Origin of the sequence: Zobellella taiwanensis, assembly GCF_003012795.1 — a bacterium.
In the GTDB taxonomy this organism is placed as follows: Bacteria; Pseudomonadota; Gammaproteobacteria; order Enterobacterales; family Aeromonadaceae; genus Oceanimonas; species Oceanimonas taiwanensis.
This window is the reverse complement of record NZ_PXYH01000005.1, coordinates 81,015-101,499: the sequence shown is the minus strand read 5'-3', so window position 1 is coordinate 101,499 and position 20,485 is coordinate 81,015. Positions and strand designations below refer to the sequence as shown.

General features: G+C 64.5%; 23 protein-coding genes. 15 read left to right on the top strand and 8 right to left on the bottom strand.

All coding sequences use genetic code 11. The features are described 5' to 3' along the window. Positions 1–5 precede the first annotated feature (5 nt). From C7I36_RS05230 to lipA, 4 genes are all read left to right on the top strand, one after another. Positions 6–1,178 (top strand): serine hydrolase, encoded by a 1,173-nt coding sequence (locus C7I36_RS05230; RefSeq protein ID WP_106452679.1) that lies wholly within the window; start codon positions 6–8, stop codon positions 1,176–1,178. Positions 1,179–1,339: 161 nt separating this feature from the next. After that, positions 1,340–1,603 (top strand): DUF493 family protein YbeD, encoded by a 264-nt coding sequence (gene ybeD, locus C7I36_RS05225; protein ID WP_106452678.1) that lies wholly within the window; start codon positions 1,340–1,342, stop codon positions 1,601–1,603. Between the two features lie 9 nt (positions 1,604–1,612). Beyond that, entirely contained in the window at positions 1,613–2,266 is a 654-nt protein-coding gene (gene lipB, locus C7I36_RS05220; protein WP_106452677.1) for a lipoyl(octanoyl) transferase LipB, read from the top strand. Next, the gene (gene lipA, locus C7I36_RS05215; protein WP_106452676.1) at positions 2,263–3,228 is read left to right on the top strand and encodes a lipoyl synthase; all 966 of its coding nucleotides are present in this window, start codon (positions 2,263–2,265) and stop codon (positions 3,226–3,228) included. Before lipB ends, lipA begins: the two co-directional genes overlap by 4 nt. An 89-nt stretch (positions 3,229–3,317) precedes the next feature. Here lipA and aroG read toward each other — a convergent pair whose 3' ends face one another. Continuing rightward, positions 3,318–4,373, bottom strand: coding sequence for a 3-deoxy-7-phosphoheptulonate synthase AroG (aroG, locus tag C7I36_RS05210; RefSeq protein WP_106452675.1), 1,056 nt, complete (start codon positions 4,371–4,373; stop codon positions 3,318–3,320). 217 nt (positions 4,374–4,590) lie between these two features. Here aroG and C7I36_RS05205 point away from each other — a divergent pair, with 217 nt between their 5' ends. The 8 genes from C7I36_RS05205 to C7I36_RS05170 all read left to right on the top strand — a co-directional run bounded on the left by C7I36_RS05205 (position 4,591) and on the right by C7I36_RS05170 (position 9,954). After that, a complete protein-coding gene (locus C7I36_RS05205) occupies positions 4,591–4,800 on the top strand; it encodes a DUF2061 domain-containing protein (protein WP_106452674.1) in 210 nt (69 codons plus the stop codon). Positions 4,801–4,834: 34 nt separating this feature from the next. Beyond that, entirely contained in the window at positions 4,835–5,236 is a 402-nt protein-coding gene (locus tag C7I36_RS05200; RefSeq protein ID WP_106452673.1) for a DUF2750 domain-containing protein, read from the top strand. After that, on the top strand, positions 5,236–5,682 hold the full coding sequence (locus C7I36_RS05195) for a YaiI/YqxD family protein (protein WP_106452672.1): 447 nt from the start codon (positions 5,236–5,238) through the stop codon (positions 5,680–5,682). Before C7I36_RS05200 ends, C7I36_RS05195 begins: the two co-directional genes overlap by 1 nt. Positions 5,683–5,753: 71 nt before the next feature. After that, positions 5,754–6,299, top strand: a complete 546-nt coding sequence (locus C7I36_RS05190; RefSeq protein ID WP_106452671.1) for a YceB family lipoprotein — start codon at positions 5,754–5,756, stop codon at positions 6,297–6,299. Positions 6,300–6,432: 133 nt separating this feature from the next. After that, positions 6,433–7,035: a LysE family translocator gene (locus tag C7I36_RS05185; protein ID WP_106452670.1), complete on the top strand. Its 603-nt coding sequence runs from the start codon at positions 6,433–6,435 to the stop codon at positions 7,033–7,035. After that, positions 7,017–7,355, top strand: a complete 339-nt coding sequence (locus tag C7I36_RS17400; RefSeq protein ID WP_106452669.1) for a hypothetical protein — start codon at positions 7,017–7,019, stop codon at positions 7,353–7,355. The genes C7I36_RS05185 and C7I36_RS17400 overlap by 19 nt, the downstream gene beginning before the upstream one ends. 50 nt (positions 7,356–7,405) lie before the next feature. Further along, positions 7,406–9,451, top strand: coding sequence for a protein-disulfide reductase DsbD family protein (locus C7I36_RS05175; RefSeq protein ID WP_245880037.1), 2,046 nt, complete (start codon positions 7,406–7,408; stop codon positions 9,449–9,451). Further along, a complete protein-coding gene (locus C7I36_RS05170; RefSeq protein WP_106452668.1) occupies positions 9,448–9,954 on the top strand; it encodes a protein disulfide oxidoreductase in 507 nt (168 codons plus the stop codon). The genes C7I36_RS05175 and C7I36_RS05170 overlap by 4 nt, the downstream gene beginning before the upstream one ends. A 41-nt stretch (positions 9,955–9,995) precedes the next feature. Here C7I36_RS05170 and C7I36_RS05165 read toward each other — a convergent pair whose 3' ends face one another. From C7I36_RS05165 to gpt, 6 genes are all read right to left on the bottom strand, one after another. Further along, positions 9,996–10,424, bottom strand: a complete 429-nt coding sequence (locus tag C7I36_RS05165; protein ID WP_106452667.1) for a hypothetical protein — start codon at positions 10,422–10,424, stop codon at positions 9,996–9,998. A gap of 60 nt (positions 10,425–10,484) precedes the next feature. Next, positions 10,485–11,741, bottom strand: a complete 1,257-nt coding sequence (locus tag C7I36_RS05160; protein ID WP_245880036.1) for a glutamate-5-semialdehyde dehydrogenase — start codon at positions 11,739–11,741, stop codon at positions 10,485–10,487. Between the two features lie 10 nt (positions 11,742–11,751). Then, on the bottom strand, positions 11,752–12,855 hold the full coding sequence (gene proB, locus C7I36_RS05155; protein WP_106452665.1) for a glutamate 5-kinase: 1,104 nt from the start codon (positions 12,853–12,855) through the stop codon (positions 11,752–11,754). Between the two features lie 104 nt (positions 12,856–12,959). Then, positions 12,960–13,358, bottom strand: coding sequence for a sigma factor-binding protein Crl (gene crl / locus C7I36_RS05150; protein ID WP_106452664.1), 399 nt, complete (start codon positions 13,356–13,358; stop codon positions 12,960–12,962). A 105-nt stretch (positions 13,359–13,463) separates the two neighbouring features. Then, positions 13,464–14,717 carry an esterase FrsA gene (gene frsA / locus C7I36_RS05145; protein WP_106452663.1) on the bottom strand — a complete coding sequence of 418 codons (1,254 nt, stop codon included), beginning with the start codon at positions 14,715–14,717 and terminating at the stop codon, positions 13,464–13,466. A 53-nt stretch (positions 14,718–14,770) separates the two neighbouring features. After that, positions 14,771–15,241 (bottom strand): xanthine phosphoribosyltransferase, encoded by a 471-nt coding sequence (gpt, locus tag C7I36_RS05140; protein ID WP_106452662.1) that lies wholly within the window; start codon positions 15,239–15,241, stop codon positions 14,771–14,773. A gap of 303 nt (positions 15,242–15,544) precedes the next feature. Between gpt and C7I36_RS05135 the strand changes: the two genes are divergently transcribed. From C7I36_RS05135 to C7I36_RS05125, 3 genes are all read left to right on the top strand, one after another. Next, a complete protein-coding gene (locus tag C7I36_RS05135) occupies positions 15,545–17,179 on the top strand; it encodes a methyl-accepting chemotaxis protein (RefSeq protein WP_106452661.1) in 1,635 nt (544 codons plus the stop codon). A gap of 143 nt (positions 17,180–17,322) precedes the next feature. Beyond that, positions 17,323–18,783, top strand: a complete 1,461-nt coding sequence (locus tag C7I36_RS05130) for an aminoacyl-histidine dipeptidase (RefSeq protein WP_106452660.1) — start codon at positions 17,323–17,325, stop codon at positions 18,781–18,783. Positions 18,784–18,869: 86 nt separating this feature from the next. After that, positions 18,870–19,196 carry a hypothetical protein gene (locus C7I36_RS05125; RefSeq protein WP_106452659.1) on the top strand — a complete coding sequence of 109 codons (327 nt, stop codon included), beginning with the start codon at positions 18,870–18,872 and terminating at the stop codon, positions 19,194–19,196. Between the two features lie 126 nt (positions 19,197–19,322). On the opposite strand, the gene dinB is transcribed toward C7I36_RS05125, so the two are convergent. After that, entirely contained in the window at positions 19,323–20,369 is a 1,047-nt protein-coding gene (gene dinB / locus C7I36_RS05120) for a DNA polymerase IV (protein WP_106452658.1), read from the bottom strand. Between the last annotated feature and the right edge of the window lie 116 nt (positions 20,370–20,485).

Genomic DNA, 20,485 nt, shown 5'->3' with positions numbered 1-20,485 from the left:
ACGTTATGCGTATGGTTAACACTCTCCCCACCCTTTTCCTCGCCGGCATGGTGTCCTTCGCCAGCCAGGCGCAAAGCGTAGCTCCCATGATCCCCGAACCGCCGGCCATCGCTGCCAAGTCCTATGTATTGATGGACTACGCCAGCGGCCAGGTGCTGGTGTCCGAGAATGCCTATGAGCGCCTGCCGCCCGCCAGCCTGACCAAGATGATGACCTCCTACATCCTCGGCCAGGCGCTGGAAGAGGGCAAGGTCAAACGGGAAGACCTGGTGACCGTCAGTGAAGCCGCCTGGGCGCAGAATTTTCCCGGCTCCTCGGTCATGTTCCTGGAGGTGGGCAAGCAGGTCAGTATCGACGATCTCAACCGCGGCATCATCATCCAGTCCGGCAACGATGCCACCGTCGCCGTGGCCGAGCACCTGGCCGGCAGCGTCAACTCCTTCGCCGACCTGATGAACTCCTGGGCCGCCCGCCTGGGGATGAAGGACAGCCACTTCGTCACTCCCCACGGCCTGTACAGCGAGGAGATGTACACCACCGCCTACGACATGGCCCTGCTCGGCCAGGCGCTGATCCGCGATGTGCCCGAGGAATACGCCATCCATTCCGAGCGGTCGTTCACTTTCAACGGCATTACCCAGCACAACCGCAACTCTCTGCTGTGGGATCAGTCCCTGAACGTGGACGGGATCAAGACCGGCCATGTCAGCGAGGTCGGCTACAACCTGGTGTCCTCCGCCACCAAGGACGACATGCGGCTGATCGCCGTGGTGATGGGTGCGGCCAACGAGCGGGTCCGTGCCGCCGAAAGCAAGAAGCTGCTGACCTACGGTTTTCGCTTCTACCAGACCCTGACCCCCTACGAGGCGGGCAGCAAGCTGGTTGACCAGCGTATCTGGATGGGCGACAAGGACACAGTAGCGCTCGGCGTCGACCAGGCGGTAGCGGTGACCATTCCCCGCGGCCAGGCCCAGAACCTGCAGGCCGACTTCACCCTCGATCAGGCACTCAAGGCGCCCCTGGCCAAAGGCCAGCCGGTGGGTACACTGCACCTGCGCCTGTCCGGCCAGGATGTTGCCACAGTGCCGCTGGTGGCACTGGAAGACATCGAGCAGGGCGGCCTGTTCAGCCGGCTGGTGGATTACATCAAGCTGCTGATCCAGGGCCTGTTCAGCTAATACTGCCGGGGCCGGCCCGGCGCCGGCCCCATCCGCACTCCCCCGTCCAATACCCCTGCAAGTTGTCGGTTTCAGATTAGCCGTTTTTATGATAAAAATGCGGCACAGGCTCTGGAAACCCTTTCCATCCCCAATCGAATACCGCTGTCTTGAAGGTTGCCATGAATACCAAATTTGATGAGTTGCTCGAATTTCCCTGCCGCTTTCCGTTCAAGGTACTGGGCCTGGCCGACGAGCGCCTGCCCGACCTGGTCGTGGAAGTGCTGCAGCAGCACGCCCCCGGCGATTACAGCCCCAAGGTCCGCCCCAGCAGCAAGGGCAATTACCATGCGGTCAGCGTTCAGGTTACCGTACACAGCAAGGAGCAGATTGAGCGGCTGTATCAGGAACTCGGCAAGCTGGATCTGGTCAAGTACGTACTCTAGGACATCACCATGCAGCAGGAGCAACTGACGGTAAGGAACTGGGGACTGGCTTCTTACGAGCATGTCTGGCACACCATGCAGGCCTTCACCGACCGGCGCGATTCAGGCACCCGGGACGAGTTCTGGCTGGTGGAGCACCTGCCGGTGTTCACCCAGGGCCAGGCCGGCAAGGCCGAGCATGTGCTCAACGCCGGCGACATCCCGGTGATCCAGGCCGACCGCGGCGGCCAGGTCACTTATCATGGCCCAGGCCAGCTGGTGCTTTACCTGCTGCTGGACGTGCGCCGCCGCAAACTCGGTGTGCGCAACCTGGTCACCGCCATGGAAGAGTCCATTGTCGGCCTGCTGGGTGAATACAATATTGAGGCCTACGCCAAGCCCGACGCCCCCGGTGTCTACGTGGCCCAAAGCAAAATTGCCTCCCTTGGCCTGCGGGTACGGCGCGGCTGCTCCTTCCATGGCCTGGCGCTGAACGTCAACATGGATCTCAGCCCCTTCCTGCGCATCAACCCCTGCGGCTACGCGGGCATGGCCATGACCCAGTGCTGCGCCCTCGGCGGCCCCCAAACCATTGAGGAAGCCCAATCCCGGCTGGTACCCTTGCTGGCAGAGCAGCTTGGCTATCAACATCTCTACTACACCACAGAGAAACTGAAATTATGAGCAAACCCGTACGCGTCGAGCCCGGCGTAAAATTGCGTGACGCCGACAAGATGGCCCTGATCCCGGTCAAGTACATGCCGGAAGCGGAAGAGGAAGTGCTGCGCAAGCCGGAGTGGATGAAGATCAAGCTTCCTCCCAGCAACCAGCGCATACAGGGGCTCAAAAACATCATGCGCGAGAACAAGCTGCACTCGGTGTGCGAGGAAGCCTCCTGCCCCAACCTGCCCGAGTGCTTCAACCACGGCACCGCCACCTTTATGATCCTGGGCGCCATCTGTACCCGCCGTTGCCCCTTCTGCGACGTGGCCCACGGCCGCCCGCTGGCGCCGGATCCGGAAGAGCCGGCCAAGCTGGCCAAGACCATCAAGGAGCTGGGCCTGAAATACGTGGTGATCACCTCGGTGGACCGGGACGATCTGCGCGATGGCGGCGCCCAGCACTTCGCCGACTGCATCCGCGCCATTCGCGAGCAAAGCCCCAACACCAAAATCGAGATCCTGACCCCGGACTTCCGCGGCCGCATGGACACGGCGCTGGAGATCCTCAAGGACACCCCGCCGGACGTGTTCAACCACAACCTGGAAACCGCGCCGCGCCTGTACCGGGTGGCCCGCCCCGGCGCCGACTACAAGTGGTCGCTGGAGCTGCTGCGCCGGTTCAAGGAAATGCATCCCCAGGTGGCCACCAAGTCCGGCCTGATGATGGGTCTCGGCGAAACCAACGAGGAAATCGTGGAGGTGCTCAAGGATCTGCGCGAGCACAACGTCACCATGTTGACCCTGGGCCAGTACCTGCAGCCCAGCCGCCACCACCTGCCGGTGAAGCGCTACGTGCCACCCGCCGAGTTCGACGAGCTGAAAGCCGTGGCCGACAGCATCGGCTTCAGCCACGCCGCCTGCGGCCCCTTCGTGCGCTCTTCCTACCACGCGGATCTACAAGCCCAGGGCGTGGAAGTGAAATAAATACCTGAAGAGTGAGGGGGTATCGCCTCCAGCCTGATAGCAAAAAAAGGAGCCTTTTGGCTCCTTTTTTTTAATGTGCAACTATCGGCTCAGGCCTGGCGTCGGGCGGTGACTGCGTCCGCCAGTTGGGCCAACAGGGCTTCGGTGTCTTCCCAGCCGATGCAGGCGTCGGTAATGCTCTGGCCGTAGGTCAGCTCGCAGCCTTCCTGCAGGTCCTGGCGCCCTGCCACCAGGTGGCTTTCCACCATGACGCCCATAATGGCCCGTTGACCGGCGGCCAACTGGCCACAGACGTCCTCGCACACCACCATCTGGCGCTGGTACTGCTTGCTGCTGTTGGCGTGGCTGAAGTCGATCATCAGCTTCTGCGGCAGGCCGGCCTTGTCCAGCCCCTGGCACACCGCCGCCACGTGCTCGGCACTGTAGTTCGGCTCCTTGCCGCCGCGCAGTATGATATGGCAGTCCGGGTTGCCGGCGGTGGACACGATGGCCGAATGGCCGAACTTGGTCACCGACAGGAAGTGGTGGGAAGCACTGGCTGCGCCGATGGCGTCTGCCGCCACCTTGATGGTGCCGTCGGTGCCGTTCTTGAAGCCCACCGGACAGGACAGGCCAGAGGCCAGCTCACGGTGTACCTGGGATTCGGTGGTGCGCGCACCAATGGCACCCCAGCTCATCAGATCCGCCACATACTGGGGCGTGATCATATCGAGGAACTCGCTGGCGGTAGGCAGACCCAGATCGTTGAGATCCAGCAGCAGCTTGCGGCCGATGCGCAGGCCATCATTGATCTGGAAGCTGTTGTCCAGGTAGGGGTCGTTGATCAGCCCCTTCCAGCCCACCGTGGTGCGCGGTTTTTCAAAGTAGACCCGCATCACGATTTCCAGCCGGTCGGCGTACCGATCGCGCAGCGGCTTGAGGCGCCTGCCGTACTCGATGGCGGCCTGGGGGTCGTGAATGGAGCAGGGCCCGATCACCACCAGCAGGCGATCGTCTTCGTCGGTGAGGATACGGTGAATGGCCTGGCGGGACTCGAACACCGTGGCCGAGGCGGTATCGGTAGCCGGGTATTTCTCCAGCACCGCTATCGGCGGCAAAAGTTCCTTGATCTCGTTGATACGGATGTCGTCGGTTTGAAAATGCATGGGCAACCCTGATTGCTTTGGCCGAGCCGTGGCTCGTCGTTATCGGAAAGGAATGCTTTCAATCTATCCCGAGCAAGGTCCGGCTGTAAACGCCGGATTGCCCGCAAAGGCCAATTGTCCGATAGGAACGACCGATACATTCGATAGCGAAGAACCGCTGGATAAAATACTGATAATCATTATCATTTAAATCATACCCCAGCCGGAGCACGCCATCATGTACAAAACCCTGACCTTCGCCCTAGTGCACTTCACCGTCGCTTTCAGCGTGGCCTGGCTGTTGTCGGGCGATCTGATGATTGGCGGCCTCATCGCCCTGATCGAACCCATGGTCAACACCCTCGCCTACTTTTTTCATGAAAAGGCCTGGAGCCGTTTTGGCCGTTCGCCCAAGCCGGCACTGGACAACAAGGGCCTGGCGGTGTGAACATGCAGACCACACTCCCTGATGAGACGGCCCCATGAGCTATTCCCTTACTGCCGCCGACAAGGCGAACGCCCTGAGCCTGCGTGACGACGAGCGCTTCAATCATTTCGTGGCCCGGGTGTGCGAGCACCAGGAGCTGTGGATCCTCACCGACGAGCACGGCTGCATGATGCTGACTTCGGACGACGACGAGGACTGCATCCCGGTCTGGCCCCATCCCGACTATGCCCGCGACTGGGCGGTGGGCGACTGGAGCCAGTGCAAGCCCGAGGCCATCAGCCTCCAGGTATGGCTGTCGCGCTGGGTGCCAGGCATGGAAGAAGACGAACTGCTGGTGGCGGTGTTCCCCACGCCCGACGAAACCGGGGTGGTGGTCGACCCCCATGAACTGCAGGAGGCCATCGGCCGCAAGCAGACATTGGGGCGGCGCAACTGATGCAGCTCTGGGTGGACGCGGACGCCTGCCCCAAGGTGATCCGCGACATATTGTTCCGCGCCGCCGAGCGCACCCAAACCCCGCTGGTACTGGTGGCCAACCATCCCCTGCCGCTGCCCGCCTCCCGGCTGATCCGGCAGGTCCAGGTGGCCAAGGGCTTCGATGTGGCCGACAACGAAATCGTGGCCCGGATAGAGGCCGGCGATATTCTCGTTACCGGCGATATCCCGCTGGCCGCCGAGGCCCTGGACAAGGGGGCCCGGGTGCTGAGCCCGCGCGGCGAGCGTTTCGAACCGGGCACCATCCGGGCCAAACTGACCCTGCGCGATTTTATGGATACCCTGCGCGCCAGCGGGGTGCAGACCGGCGGCCCGCCCAGCCTGAGCCCCGCCGACCGGCAGGCCTTCGCCAATCAGCTGGACCGACTCTTGAGCCATAAGCCATAAGCGGTGTCAGTCACTCGCTGTGAATTGTCTTGCCGCAACGATGCTTACCGCTCCTGAAAAGAGGTAACACCATGTTCAGAACCCTGACCATTATCCTGGCCACCCTGTGGCTCACCGCCTGCGCCGGCGTCAGCCAGTACAGCGTCTCCGAAAGCGAGCTGGAAAAGGCACTCTATACCCAGTTGGAAGAGCAGGCCCCCCGCTTTACCCAGGGCCTGGTCGAAACCCGCATCGATCGGCTCGACCTGAACATAGGTCCGGACGGTCGCCAGGTCGTGCGCCTGGATATCAGCGGGGAAACCGCCATCAATGCGTTGATTGCCAGCTTTCCGGCCGCCCTGGATCTGGTCATAGAGGGCCGTCCCGTCTACGACCGCCAGAAGAACGCCATTTTTATCCGCGATCTGGATCTGCTGCAAAGCAAGGTCGACGCCTTCGGCTACCAGGGTGACGTGGCCGCCGCCTCCGCCGGCATGATGCAACTGCTGCGCGCCGTGCTTGAGAATCAGCCGGTCTATCGCCTTGACGACAACCGCTACGGCTGGCTGAAAACGGTGCCGGTGGCCATGGATATCGCGCCCGGCCGGCTGGTGTTCAGCCCCCGTTTCAGCGACTAGGAACAGGCCGCAAGGCCAGGGTCGCGCGGTATTTTCCCCAGCCCGATCTCTGGCCTTTCTCTCAAAATAACGTACATTATGGGCAATCGACCGCTCTTGAACAGGCAGGTGTCCCATTAACGCTGCAATACTGATGGTGTTTATCCCCACCTTTTTCTTTGTGTCCGTCACCCCCGGCATGTGCATGACCCTGGCCCTGTCCCTGGGCATGACCATAGGGGTCAAACGGTCCTTGTGGATGATGCTCGGCGAGCTGGTCGGCGTCGGCCTGGTCGCCTGCCTGGCGGTGATCGGGGTGGCGGCCATCATGCTGCAATATCCCGAGCTGTTCCTGCTGCTCAAATACGGCGGCGGCCTTTACCTGGCCTGGCTCGGCATCCAGCTGTGGCGCTCCCGGGGCAAGCTGGCTCTGAACCCGGTGGACACAGGGCCCCGCCATATCCCGGTGACCACCCTGATAAGCCAGGGTTTTATCACCGCCATCGCCAATCCCAAGGGCTGGGCCTTCTTTATCGCCCTGCTGCCGCCCTTTATCAACAACCAGGCTCCCCTGGCGGGCCAACTGGTCACCCTGGTGTCCATCATCCTGCTGCTCGAGTTTTTGTGCCTGCTGCTCTACGCCAGCGGCGGCCGGACCCTGAGCCGGGTGCTGATGCAAAAGGGCAAGGTGCAGTTGATGAACCGCATCGCCGGCAGCCTGATGCTGGGCGTGGCCCTGTGGCTGGCGCTGGGCTGAAACGCCAGGGAGCCCTGGCGCTGCTGCTGGTGGTGCTGGTCACGGCCCTGTGCCTGAGCCAGCGCCTCGGCCTGCTCTCCCACTGCCCGCAACAGCCCGGCAGCGAAATCCTGGCGCTGACCGAAGACAGCGGTCAGTGCTCCCTGTCGGAACAACTGCTGGGCAAACTCTGGCAACTGCTGGAGCCCTTGTTGCTCGGCCTGCTGCCGCTGCTGCTGTGGTTCTGGCCACCGGTTCGCCTCCTCCGGCGCCGGCATCCGCCTCCCGGGTCGGTGCACCGCTGCCGCCGCCACCTGTTGCTGTGCGTGTTCCGGGAATGATCATTAACGCTCGTTTATCCCCCTTGCGTTAACCACCGGAGAAAATATCAGTGTACCGAATCCTTTTACTGCTCCCCCTGCTGCTGTTGTCCCTGTCGCCGCGAGCGGCCGACACCGGCTGGCTGCAGGCTCCGGAGCATCCCCCTGTCCAGGTGCGCCTGGTCCAGGCCGCCCCCTATGATGCCGACGCCGGCCACTATCCCACCCTGCTGCAGGTGCGCCTGGCCGACGACTGGAAAACCTACTGGCGCTCCCCGGGCGAGGGCGGCATAGCGCCCCGCCTGCAGTGGCAGGACTCGGACAACGTGGCCGAGGTCGATTGGCGCTGGCCGGGCCCGGAGCGCTTTCACCTGCTCGGGGTCGAGACCCAGGGCTACCAGCGCGACGTCGACTTTCCGATCCTGATTCGCCCGGCCGACGCCGACCGGCCGGTACGCTTCGACGCCCTGCTCACCCTGCCCAGTTGCACCACCATCTGCGTCTTGACCGAATACCGGCTGCAACTGACGCTGGATCCCGCCCCGATCCTCGACGATGTCCTCAGCCACCGCTACCAGCAGGCCCTGTCCCGGGTACCGAGGGCCGCCAGTTTGATCAGCGCCGGCGACTGGCATTGGGATCCGGAGCGCCAGCAGATAGCGGTACGCCTTGAGCATGCCCGGGACTGGCAACAGCCCGAAATCTTTGTCGACGACACGGAAGAGGCGGTGTTCAGCCAGCCCAGCCTGCATATCGAGGGCAAACGGCTGGAGGCTCGCTTCAAGGTCGGCAGTTGGGATCCGGAGCTGGATCTGGATGGCCGGGCACTGCGGGTGACGGTCACCGACCAGGCCCTGGCGGAAGAGCTGCAGGGACAGTTGCAGCGCGCCCGCCTGGCACCGCCCGCAGGAGGTCCCGGCCTGGCCCTGGTGCTCGGCTATGCCCTGCTCGGCGGCCTCATCCTCAACATCATGCCCTGCGTGCTGCCGGTACTCGGCCTCAAACTCAACAGCCTGCTGCTGGGCCATCGCTCGCGCGCCCAGGTGCGCCGTCCCCTGCTGCTGTCTGCCGCCGGCATTCTGCTGTCATTCTGGGGACTGGCCGCCTTTATGCTGATCCTGACCTGGTCCGGCGCCCGGCTGGGCTGGGGCATCCAGTTCCAGCAACCGGGCTTTATTGGCTTTATGCTGCTGGTCACCGCCCTGTTCTCCCTCAACCTGTTCGGCCTGTTTGAAATCCGCCTGCCGAGCCGGCTCGGCACCTGGCTGGCGACCCGCCCCGGCCAGGGCGACGGCGGCCACCTGTTGCAGGGCATGTTTGCCACCCTGCTGGCCACCCCCTGCAGCGCTCCCTTTCTGGGGACCGCGGTGGCGGCGGCGCTGGCCTCCTCGCCCCTGGTGCTGATCGCCATCTTCACCGGACTGGGGCTCGGCATGGCACTGCCCTGGCTGCTGCTGGCGCTATTTCCCGGTTTTGTGCGCTTTATGCCCAAACCGGGCCCCTGGATGGTAACCGTCAAATGGCTGTTCGGGCTGATGCTGCTGGCCACCAGCCTGTGGCTGCTGTCGTTGCTCGCGCCCTGGCTAGGCCAGGGTCCGGCACTGGCGCTGGCGGCCCTGCTGGTGCTGCTGCCCTTGTATTCACTGCTGCGACGCCATGGCGGACGCGGCCTGCTGTTCGGCCTGGCCGGGCTGCTGCTGCTCGCCGCCGCCGCCGGTACCACCGCCCTGCTAACCCAGTCCAGCTGGGTCAGTCCGGTCAAGGATGAACTGGCCTGGCAACCGCTGGATCCGGCGCGCATCGCCCGGGAAGTGGCGGCGGGCCGGCGGGTGTTCGTGGACATCACCGCCGACTGGTGCATTACCTGTCAGGCCAACAAGATAGGGGTGTTGCTGCGGGAGCCGGTCTATGGCGCCCTGCAGCAGGAGGACATGGTGCTGATGCGCGGCGACTGGACCCGCCCGGACGCCATGATCACCGACTACCTGCGCCAGCACGGTCGGGCCGGCATCCCCTTCAACCAGGTGTTCGGCCCCGGCCTGCCCCGGGGACGGGAGCTGGAGGTGCTGCTCACCACCAACCAGGTGATGGACGCCCTCGCCGAGGCGCGGCAATGAGCCGGCCTTGGCGAAAGCGGCTGCGCTCCGCCATCGGCTATTTGCTGTTGCTGGCGGTGGTGGTGACGGCAGTGGATCTGTGGCGCAGCCGGGACATGCCGACGGCGCTGGCGGTGTTCGACCCCCTGGCCACCCTGGAGGGAGAGGCACTGGATCTGGCCGAACTCAGCCGGGAAGAGCCGGTGCTGATCTATGTATGGGCCAGCTGGTGCGGGGTCTGCCGGCTCGTCTCCCCCATGGTCAACCTGGTGGGCGCGCCCGTGGTCAGCATTGCCATCGCCTCGGGCCCGGACGCCCGGGTGGCAGGCTACCTGGCCCACCACGGTTACGACTTTGCGGTGGTCAACGACGAGCATAACATCCTGGCCCGCCGGCTCGGCATCCAGGTCACCCCCACCCTGCTGGTGGCAACCAAAGGGGAACTCAAGTACGCCACCACCGGCTTTACCACCCTGCCGGGCATGTACCTGCGGCTGTGGCTGGCACGCCTTGGCCGGGATTAGGGACTGGAAGCTGGGAAGAATAACATCCCCGGCCCCCGCGTTTAAAACAGCACCCGCCGGCCCTTGATGCAGTCCCGGCACACCGGCTCGCCCTGCAGCGAGCCCAGGACTTCCGGGGCACAGCGCTTGCCACAGCCGCCGCACTCCCGGAACGACTTGAGCCGCAGCGCTATGGTGTCGTCCACCAGGGTCAGCAACTGCTCCAGGCTGCCGCCGCGCTCCAGGACTATGCCCTGGCAGCGGGGCTTGGGGGTCTTGATGTCGTGGTGACGCCACTCCATGGCCGGCAGCAGCACTTCGGCCCGATCCGGCTGGAAGGACACGATCACCAGCACAGGATCGCCGATAAACAGGCTTTGGGCTCCCTGCACCGGGTAGTTAAGATGGCTGAGCAGGTGTTGACGCCAGGACTCCAGCGTCGGCGACAAGGGCATCGCCAGCAACAAGGCATCCAGCAACTTGGACGGCATAACACGCGTTCTCCCCTCACAAAAAACCATCCGGCCCGGCACCCGGGCCGGGCCGGGCTCTCAGGAGCGGATCAAATAATCCGCCTGACCGATCCACTTGTAGCTGGTCAGCTCTTCCAGCCCCATGGGACCACGGGCGTGCAGCTTCTGGGTGGACACCGCCACCTCGGCGCCCAGGCCGAACTGGGCGCCGTCGGTAAAGCGGGTGGAGGCGTTGACGTACACCGCCGCCGAGGGCGCGCCGTTGATAAAGCGCTCGGCGCTGGCCAGACTGTTGGTGAGGATGGCGTCGGAATGGCTGGCGTTGTAGGCACGCAGGTGGGCCAGCGCCTCGCCCACATCGCTCACCAGCTTGACCCCAAGGGTCAGGCCCAGCCACTCGGTGTCGAAGTCGCCTTCACCCGCCTCGCGCACCCGGGCCGGACCCGACTGCAGCAGGGCCAGGGCTGCTCTATCGGCCACCAGCTCCACCCCTTTCGCCGCCATGCGCTCGCTCAGGCGCGGCAGCCATTGGGCCGCTACCGCCTCGTGCACCAGCAGGGTATCCAGGGCATTGCAGGCGCTCGGCCTGTGGGTCTTGGCGTTGTCAACGACCTCGATGGCGCGCACCAGGTCGGCGCTCTCGTCCACAAAGGTGTGGCTGATGCCAAAGCCGCCGATGATCACCGGTATGGTGGACTGCTCCTTGCACAGCTGGTGCAGGCCGGGGCCGCCGCGGGGGATGATCATGTCCACGTACCTGTCGAGCCGGAGCAGGCCGCTCACCCACTCCCGGCCCGGCTCGCCGATGTACTGTACGCAGCCTTCCGGCAGCCGGCTCACCGCCAGCGCCTGGCGGATCACCTTGACCAGCTCCTGGTTGGTGTGGAAGGTCTCCCGGCCGCCGCGCAGTATGCTGGCGTTGCCGGTCTTGAGGCAGAGGGCGGCGATGTCGATGGTGACGTTGGGCCTGGCCTCGTAAATCACTCCCACTACGCCCAGCGGTACCCGCCGGCGCGACAGCCGCATGCCGTTTTCCAGCACCCGGGAGTCCAGCTCGGCGCCCACCGGATCCGGCAGCCGTACCACGTTGCGTACGTCGTCGGCGATGGCCTTGAGCCGGGCCGGGTTCAGCATCAGCCGGTCCAGCATGGCCTCGCCGATGCCGCTTTCCCGGGCGGCCTGCAGATCCTTTTCGTTTGCCGCCAGTATGGCGTCGGCACCGGCTTCCAGGGCCTCGGCCATGGCCAGCAGGGCGGCGTTCTTGGCCGCGGTCGGGGTTTCGGCCAGGATAAAGGCGGCGTCGCGGGCCGCCCGGCCCATCTGTTCCAGATTCATGTCATTTCTCCTACAAGAGCACCAGATCGTCCCGATGGATGGCCACGCTGCCGTAGCCATAGCCCAACAGGGATTCAATTTGCTCCGAGTGTTGTCCTTTGATCTTGTTCAGGTCGAGGGCGTCGTAGCGGCAGATACCCCGGGCCAGTTCGCGGCCTTCGGGGTTGACGATGCGCACCGCCTCGCCCCGGCGAAAGCGCCCCTCTACCCGCACTATGCCCTTGGGCAGCAGGCTGGAGCCCTTGTCCCTGACCGCCTTGACCGCGCCGGCGTCAATGTGGATCTCGCCGTGGGGCGGCGGGCCTGCCAGTATCCAGCGCTTGCGGCTTTCGAGTGGCGTGGCCAGGGCCGGAAAGCGGGTACCGACCCGCTCGCCCTCGGCCAGGCGGCCGATCACCTCCGGCACCTGGCCGGTGGCGATCACCACATCGATGCCGGCCCGGCGGGCCACGTCCGCCGCCTGCAGCTTGGTGGCCATACCGCCGGTGCCCAGGCCGCTGACGCTACCGCCCGCCAGGCGGCGCAGAGTGTCGTCTATGGTCTGCACTTCTTCAATCAGCTGGGCATCGGGGTTGTTGCGGGGGTCGGCGGTAAACAGCCCCCGCTGATCGGTGAGCAGGATCAGCAGATCGGCCTCGGCCAGAATGGCGGCCCTGGCCGACAGGTTGTCGTTGTCGCCCACCTTGATCTCGTTGGTGGCTACCGCATCGTTTTCGTTGATCACCGGAATGATGCGGTGATCGAGCAGGGCCCGCAGGGTATCCCGGGCGTTGAGATAGCGCTCGCGATCCTCCAGATCGGCCCGGGTCAGCAGTATCTGGCCGACATGCAGGCCGTAGATATTGAACAGCGACTGCCAGGTCTGGATCAGCTGGGTCTGGCCCACAGCCGCCAGCATCTGCTTGTTGGCCATGGTGCCGGCCAGCTCGGGAAAGCCCAGGTGCTCGCGGCCGGCGGCAATGGCCGCCGAGGTCACCACTATGATCTGGTGGCCGGCCCGGTGCAGGCTGGCGCACTGGCGCACCAGCTCCACCATGTGCGCCTTGTCCAGGTGGCGGGTGCCGCCGGTCAGCACACTGGTGCCCAGTTTTACAACTATGGTTTTGCCTTTCATGGAACGCCCTGCGGCTCCTTAACTAGACAGCAATGCCGGCATCAAGCCGGCAGGATATGATAACGACGAAGAGACCGCGCTCGGCCAGGCAGGCCATCAAGACATCAGGCGGGACTCAGCAAATGCTTGTCACCAAGACGGGGAGACGGGGCTGCACTGAGCGACAGGCCATCGAGGCAGGTGGTGAGCTTGTCGTGGAAGTCACGCAGGGTACGCGCCACTTCCTCTTCATGCTTGCGGGGCAGGGCCTGCTCCTGCCAGCGGCCGGCGGCGTCGAAAAAGCCGAGCCGGTAGTCGAACTCGAACCGGTTCGCCTCCCGGGGGCTCAGCACCAGCCACCAGCCCCAGAACTCGCGCTTTTCGGGCGCCGCCTTGGCACTGGCACAAACCGCCAGGCAGTCAAAGAAATAACGCTGCTCGTCCGACTGCTCGCTGCGCAGATAGGGGCCTATGGCCGCGAATTTGCGCACCAGCCGTTGATGATTCACCTTTTCAGTACTCATACCCGTCTCCCTGGTAACTGGTCTATATGTAACGTTTTTTCGCCCGGGGGTAAAGGTCGTCCTGGCCCGGCGCATAAAAAACCCGCGCCGCTCCTTGCCCGGCGCCTAAAGGTGATCTACCAGCCAGTCCCGGGCCCGCCCCAGGGCGCTGGCGTAAAGCTCGAACAAGGGCAGTTTGTCCAGCACCAGGGCCTGACCACCCCGGCTGGAGGCGGCCAGGGCCTGTATGTCGGCCTCGGGACAGATAAAGTCCCGCTTGTGGCCGATACTCAATATGGGCACAGTACTGCGGTGGCCCATCAGCCCCTGCGCCTTGAGCGAAAATCCCCGGCAGTGGTAATAAAGCTGTTCCCAATCGTTGCTGTTCAGGCCCATGCGGTTGGCTATGGTGTCCCTGAGCATGGGCGGGGTCTGCATGAAACGTTCCCGGTCGCTGAAAAACAGGTTGGCGGCCCCGGCGATGCTGACCACGGTACGCAGCCGGAACGGTTCGAGAAAGGCCAGCCGCGCCGCGACATTGCCGCCCATGCGCACGCCCAGCAGCGCCACCCGGCGCTCGTCCACCCAGGGGATCTGCGGCACATACTCCAGCACCGCCTGGTGCAGGCGGCTGCTGTCCTGTACCAGGGGCCAGTGGGAGGAATAGCCGACACCGGGCATATCCACCGTCAGCATGGCAATGCCGGCGGGGGCCAGGTATTGTTCGTAGAACCGCCAGAAATCGAGCTGCAGGCTGTCCAGGCTGCCGCTGACGATCACCAGGGGAGAGCTTCGCTCCAGCGTCGGCAAATGCAGGTAGCCCTGTACCTCCTTGCCGTTATAGGGAATACGCAGCTCCTTGAGCGGCACCGCCAGCAGCTGCCCCGCCTGGCGATAGGCCTGGTTGGCCAGCACTTGCGCCTGCAGGCCCAGCACATCTCCCCTGAGATGGGGATAGCTGGCCAGGGCAAAATAGCGGGCCGCCGCCAGGAACTGCGCACGGGCCCGCTCCGGGTCGCGGGCCAGGCACTGCAGGGCCTGCTGCTGGGCCTCGGCGCCCAGCCGGCTCCACTCAAACACCCAGTTGCCGCTCTTGTATTCGGCCACCGTATCCAGCCACTGCTCGCTCGAGCGCGGCCCCCGGGCCACGGCAATGCGCGCCAGGGTGGCTTCGATCTCAATGCTGTCGGTACCTTGCCAACGCCAGAAGGCCCGTTTTTGCAGGCGGTAGAAACCGGGCAGGTGGGCACCGTCCACATAGGGTGCCGGCGGCCCCGAACTGGGCTGGCGCGGGCCGGCAAAGGAAATGGTGGAGGTTTCGGGCACCTGCTCCACCCGGCTGAACAGGCGCTCGGTCAGGTTGCTGTCCGGCTCTATCATGGTTTACTCCCGGTCGCTGGAGCACAAAAAAGGCTCCCGAGGAGCCTGTTTTATCACGATTTGTCCTGTTCACACAAAGGCGCTACAAAGGTCACGCTCATGTCCCAGGGCTGCTCTATCCAGGTATCCTGGCCCACCCGTACCTCGAAGTCGTCGACCAGCGGCTCGCCCTTGGGCTTGGCGAACACGGTGATGAACTTGCCCCTGGGATAGAGTTCGCGGATCACCCGGGCGGTATTGCCGGTGTCCACCAGATCGTCGACAATCAGAAAGCCCTCGCCATCGCCGGACACCTTTTTCAGCACCTGCAGATCGTCCCGCTGTTGGTTGTGGTCGTAACTGGAAATACACAGCGTATCCACATGGCGGATACCCAGTTCGCGAGCCATGATGGCCGCCGGCACCAGGCCGCCGCGGCTGACGGCAATAATGCCCTTCCACTGGCTGGCGGGCAGTTGGCGTTGGGCCAGCTTACGTGCTTCGCGCTGAAATGAGTCCCAGGTGACGACAAGTTTGTTGGGCATAAAAGAACCTTTGGGTGTTGGCTTTAAGACAAAATGGTCACCGTCGGCCCACCGGGCGCGCTCCCGCCGGGCGGCGGCATCCGCGGCGGACGACGAGCAAACAATGGGCGCATTATAGAGATCGCGCCCATTGTTGACCAGAGTTACAACTTTTTATTGCCGCCGCCCTATTAGACTAAAGGGCTAGTCGGGCAGATCGCATTTTTGCCATCCCCGGGCCGAAAAGCCCCGCCGTCCCCTTTAGAATAGCGCCACAACGCCGGGCACCGGGCGCCCGTGCCATGCCAACAGAGGTACAAGGACGTGAAATTGCTACGCTCTCTTTCCATAGCCAAACGGCTTTATCTCAACCTGCTGCTGCTGTCGGCCGGCATCGTAGGGGTTACCCTGCTGATGCTGTGGCTGTTCTACCAGGGCCTGGTGGAGGAGAAACGCACCCAGGCCCTGCGCCAAGTACAGTCGGTGGTCAGCCTGGCCGGCTTCTACCACGACCAGCAGCAGCGCGGCGAGTTGTCCGAGCAGCAGGCCCGCCGCCAGGCCCTGGCGGCCATTGCCGGGCTGCGCTACGGCAATGACGACTACTTCTGGATCAACGATCATCAGCCCCGCATGATCCTCCACCCCATCAGGCCCGAGCTCAACGGCAGCGATCTGCAAGGCTTTACCGATCCCGACGGCAAGGCGCTGTTTGTGGAAATGGTGGAGCAGGTCAAACGCGCCGGCGGCGGCTTTGTCCATTACCTCTGGCCCAAGCCGGGTCGCGAGGAGCCGGTGGAAAAAGTGTCCTATGTGGAGCTGTTCGCGCCCTGGGGCTGGATTATCGGTACCGGCATTTACATCGATGACATCAACACCCAGCTGGCGGCGGTGGCCACCCGGGTGATGAGCCTGATGCTGCTGCTCGGCGCGGTGGCGGTGCTGATTGCGGTGGCGCTGATCCGCAGCATACTGCATCCGGTGGGGCAGACCGTCAGCGCCCTGCGCGATATTTCCCACGGCGACGCGGATCTGCGCCGCCGGCTCGACGAAACCGGACGCGATGAAATCACCCAGCTCAGCCAAAGCTTCAACCAGTTTTGCTCGCGCCTGGCAGACACCATCCGCCAGATCTCCCCCATCAGCCACCAGGTCGGCGAGGCCTCCGCCCGGCTGGCGGAAATCGTGCGCCACAGCCGGGGGCTGTCCGAACAGCAGTCGGCGGAAACCGAAAAAGTCGCCGCCGCCATGCAGCAAATGCTGGCCACCAGCGGCGAGGTGGCTCGCTCCGCCGAGCAGGCCGCCGCCGCCAGCCAGGACTCCGCCAACGCAGCCCGGGAAGGTGCCGGCAAGGTGGCCAACAGCCGCCAGACCGCCTCCGCCCTGGTCTCCGAACTGACCGGCGCCCAGCAGCGGCTGGGCGCCCTGGCCGAACGCACCCAGGAAATCGGCACCGTGCTCGATGTGATCCGCGCCATCGCCGAGCAGACCAACCTGCTGGCGCTCAACGCCGCGATTGAAGCGGCCCGGGCCGGCGAGCAGGGCCGCGGCTTCGCGGTGGTGGCCGACGAGGTACGCAACCTGGCGACCCGGACCCAGAGTTCCACCGACGAAATCCAGCACATCATCCAGGGGCTGCAGCAGGAAGCGGGCGATACCGTACGCCAGATGACCGGGCTGATGCAGTACGCCCAGGACACCCAGGGGACGGCGGAGCTGGCCGGCGAGGCGCTGACGGCGATCAACGCCAGCATGGCGCTGATCAACGACATGAACAGCCATATCGCCACCGCCGCCGAGCAGCAACGCCAGACCACGGAAGAAATGAGCCGCAACCTGAGCCGGCTGAGCGAGCTGGCGGAAGACGTAAAAAACCGCACCCAGGACACCGACAGCGCCGGCGAGGCCCTGTCACTGCTGGGACGCAAGCTGTCGGCCGAAATCGAGGTGTTCAAGGCCTGAGGCCGGCACAGCCACTTAACCTGAAAATGTGAGCCAGGCCGGCATAATATTTCAAAACATTAAAGGATTTCAGGTAAATGATAGATAAGCAGCGGGGCGGGGGATAAGCTATCGGCCTTTCCCGATCGCCAACAAGGTATGCCATGAGCGACATCCGACAGCTTGACCCTGCCCTGCTGTGGCAGTTTTTCGACACCCTGTGCCGTATTCCCCACCCCTCCGGCCACGAGGCGGCACTGCGCCGGTGGATCGCCGACTGGGCACGGGAGCGGGAACTGGACGTGCGCCAGGATAATATCGGCAACCTGATCATCCGCAAGGCTGCCAGCCCCGGCCTGGAGCACCTCAAGGGGGTTGTCCTGCAGGCCCATATGGATATGGTTCCCCAGGCCAACGCCGACAGCGGGCACGATTTCACCCGGGATCCGATCCAGCCCTGGATCGACGGCGACTGGGTCCGCGCCCGGGGCACCACCCTGGGCGCCGACAACGGCATCGGCCTGGCCGCCTGCCTGGCGGTGCTGGCCGACGATCAAGTGCGCCACGGTCCGCTGGAAGTGCTGCTGACGGTGGACGAGGAAAGCGGCATGACCGGCGCCTTCGGCCTGGAGCCGGGCCTGCTCGAAGGCGAGATCCTGCTCAACACCGACTCGGAGCAGGACGGCGATGTCTACATGGGCTGTGCCGGCGGTGTCGACGCCAACATCATACTGCCTTACCAGGCCAGTGCCCTGCCCGATGGCCAGGAAGCCTGGCAACTCACGATCGGCGGACTGCGCGGCGGCCATTCCGGCATCAACATTCATCAGGGCCGGGCCAGCGCCACCCGCCTGCTGGCGGAGCTGCTGGATGACGCCACCGCCGCCGGCGCCGGCCTGGCGGCGCTGGAAGGCGGTACCCTGCGCAACGCCATCGCCCGGGAGGCCGGCGCCCTGCTGGTGTTGCCGGCAGGCCAGGGCGCACGCCTGCAAGCCCTGGTCGATGCCCGCCAGGCCCAATACCGGGAGGAGTTTGCCGGTGTGGACGATCATATCCACCTGTCGCTGGTGCCGGCCGGGTTGCCCGAACGGGTGATGAACCCGGAGCAGCAGGCCCGGCTGGTACGCGCTCTGCTCGCCTGCCCCCACGGCGTGCTGGCCATGAGCCGGCAGTTGCCCGAGGTGGTGCAGACATCCAGCAACCTGGGAGTGATCAAGACCGAGCACGACCATGTCTATGTGCAGTGCCTGATCCGCTCCCTCGACGACGGCGGCCGGGATCGGGTGGCGCGGATGACGGCGGCGGCCTTCGAGCTGGCCGGCGCCCGGGTCAGCCTGGACGGCGCCTACCCGGGCTGGCGGCCGGATCCGGCCTCGCCGGCCATGCAACTGGTACTCGACACCCACCAGGAAGTGTTCGGCAGCCTGCCGGCGGTGAAGGTGATCCACGCCGGGCTGGAATGCGGCCTGTTCAAGGCGGCCTATCCGCACTGGGACATGGTGTCGTTCGGCCCGACCATACAGGGCGCCCATTCACCCGACGAGAAGGTCAATATCACGGCGGTGGCGCGTTTCTGGCGGTTGCTGGTGAAGGTGCTGGCCCGCATCCCGCCACGCGACAGCTGACGACCCGCGGCAGCCGGTGCGGCCCTGTGCAAGGCGCGGGTTTTGGCTTATGCTCTGGCCGGAGAATCCGGCAGAGGAAAACCGTCATGAAACCCGCTCCCCTTTTACTGCTGCTGAGTGTGTTGGCCGCGCCCGCGCTGGCCGAGGGCCTGCTCAACCGGGCCGTCGGCTTTGGCCGCGAACTGCTCGATGAAACCCGCAAACTGGCGCCCGGCGTGCAATACGACAAACGCCACGAAACGCCCGCCCCGGTCACCCGGCCGGATGACGGCCGCGATGCCCCGGCCCTGGAGCCGGCCCTGGAGCCGGCCTCCACGCCGGGTGCTGCCGTACTGACGCCGCCTTCCCAGCCCGCCCCCGCCACGCCCCAGAGCAACCAGGGCTGGTTTGTGGAAGAGGATCATCTGAAGTGAAGGGACTCGGGACTCGGGAAATAATGCAGGCTTGGGTTGTAATAAGCGAAGCCCGGATTGATTCACGCTGAACGAATCAGGAACGGCAAACAGCACTCACATCCCCAGTCCCTATTCCCCACGGATTTAATCCCCCCACTCAAATCCCAGTTGGGTGCCCAGCCCTTGTTCAGCCAGCTCGGCGCTCACCCCTACCAGCCGAACTCCCCGGCCTTCGGCGCGCTCCCAGGCCTGTTCGCACAGTTTCAGCGCCGAATCGAGCTCAAGTACAGCGGTGCGCCGCGACAGCGTGGTCTGCTCAAAATCCGCGAATTTAAGCTTGATGCACAGGCCGCGAATGGCCCGGCCATCCAGCCGGCGCTGCAACTCGGGCCAGAGCCGTTGCAGCACCTCGGCACCCTGCTCTGGAGTATGAAGATCGCTGGCCAGGGTGGTTTCCACCCCCACCGACTTGCGCACCCGCTCGGTCTGTACCGGTCGCTCATCAATCCCCTGGGCCCGCTGCCACAGCAGATGACCGAATTTGCCAAACCGACGCGCCAGGACCTCTTCCCCCGCCGCCACCGCCTGAGCGCAGGTTTCCAACCCCATGGCGGCGAGCTTTTCGGCGGTTTTTTGGCCCACACCGGGGATGCGGGCCAGGGCAAGCCCGTGGACAAACTCCGCCACCGACGCCGGCGGCAGCACAAAGAGACCGTCCGGCTTGTTGACTTCGGAAGCGATTTTGGCCAGAAACTTGTTGGGCGCCACGCCCGCCGAGGCGGTCAGTTGCAGCTCCTCCCGGATGGCCCGGCGGATATCCCGGGCGATCAGGGTGGCACTGCCGCCAAACAGCGGGCTGCCGGTCACGTCGAGGTAGGCTTCGTCCAGGGAAAGGGGCTCCACCAGGTCGGTGTAGCGGTGAAAGATGGCCCGGATCTGCTGGGAGACCCGCTTGTATTCGGCCATGTTGCCAGGGATCAGCAACAGCTCAGGGCAGAGCTTGAGCGCCTGGTGGCTGGCCATGGCCGAGCGCACGCCATAGGCCCGGGCCGGGTAGTTGCAGGTCGCGATCACCCCCCGCCGGCTGGCGCTGCCGCCGATGGCAATGGGAATGTCGCGCCACTCGGGATGGCCGCGCATTTCCACTGCGGCGAAAAAGCAGTCCATATCGACGTGGATGATCTTGCGCATAAAACAAAGCGGTAAGCTTTAAGCGATCAGCTGTAAGCAGCCCGAGTGCGTTAATAAATAATAAGTCCAGCCAAGCAACGTAACAAATAAGACCGTAAGCCAGAACCACAGACTGC

Coding starts and splice junctions, on each gene's coding strand:
- C7I36_RS05230 (WP_106452679.1), top strand. CDS start 6: ATGCGTATGGTTAACACTCTCCCCACCCTTTTCCTCGCCGGCATGGTG.
- ybeD (WP_106452678.1), top strand. CDS start 1,340: ATGAATACCAAATTTGATGAGTTGCTCGAATTTCCCTGCCGCTTTCCG.
- lipB (WP_106452677.1), top strand. CDS start 1,613: ATGCAGCAGGAGCAACTGACGGTAAGGAACTGGGGACTGGCTTCTTAC.
- lipA (WP_106452676.1), top strand. CDS start 2,263: ATGAGCAAACCCGTACGCGTCGAGCCCGGCGTAAAATTGCGTGACGCC.
- aroG (WP_106452675.1), bottom strand. CDS start 4,373: ATGCATTTTCAAACCGACGACATCCGTATCAACGAGATCAAGGAACTT.
- C7I36_RS05205 (WP_106452674.1), top strand. CDS start 4,591: ATGTACAAAACCCTGACCTTCGCCCTAGTGCACTTCACCGTCGCTTTC.
- C7I36_RS05200 (WP_106452673.1), top strand. CDS start 4,835: ATGAGCTATTCCCTTACTGCCGCCGACAAGGCGAACGCCCTGAGCCTG.
- C7I36_RS05195 (WP_106452672.1), top strand. CDS start 5,236: ATGCAGCTCTGGGTGGACGCGGACGCCTGCCCCAAGGTGATCCGCGAC.
- C7I36_RS05190 (WP_106452671.1), top strand. CDS start 5,754: ATGTTCAGAACCCTGACCATTATCCTGGCCACCCTGTGGCTCACCGCC.
- C7I36_RS05185 (WP_106452670.1), top strand. CDS start 6,433: ATGGTGTTTATCCCCACCTTTTTCTTTGTGTCCGTCACCCCCGGCATG.
- C7I36_RS05170 (WP_106452668.1), top strand. CDS start 9,448: ATGAGCCGGCCTTGGCGAAAGCGGCTGCGCTCCGCCATCGGCTATTTG.
- C7I36_RS05165 (WP_106452667.1), bottom strand. CDS start 10,424: ATGCCGTCCAAGTTGCTGGATGCCTTGTTGCTGGCGATGCCCTTGTCG.
- C7I36_RS05160 (WP_245880036.1), bottom strand. CDS start 11,741: ATGAATCTGGAACAGATGGGCCGGGCGGCCCGCGACGCCGCCTTTATC.
- proB (WP_106452665.1), bottom strand. CDS start 12,855: ATGAAAGGCAAAACCATAGTTGTAAAACTGGGCACCAGTGTGCTGACC.
- crl (WP_106452664.1), bottom strand. CDS start 13,358: ATGAGTACTGAAAAGGTGAATCATCAACGGCTGGTGCGCAAATTCGCG.
- frsA (WP_106452663.1), bottom strand. CDS start 14,717: ATGATAGAGCCGGACAGCAACCTGACCGAGCGCCTGTTCAGCCGGGTG.
- gpt (WP_106452662.1), bottom strand. CDS start 15,241: ATGCCCAACAAACTTGTCGTCACCTGGGACTCATTTCAGCGCGAAGCA.
- C7I36_RS05130 (WP_106452660.1), top strand. CDS start 17,323: ATGAGCGACATCCGACAGCTTGACCCTGCCCTGCTGTGGCAGTTTTTC.
- C7I36_RS05125 (WP_106452659.1), top strand. CDS start 18,870: ATGAAACCCGCTCCCCTTTTACTGCTGCTGAGTGTGTTGGCCGCGCCC.
- dinB (WP_106452658.1), bottom strand. CDS start 20,369: ATGCGCAAGATCATCCACGTCGATATGGACTGCTTTTTCGCCGCAGTG.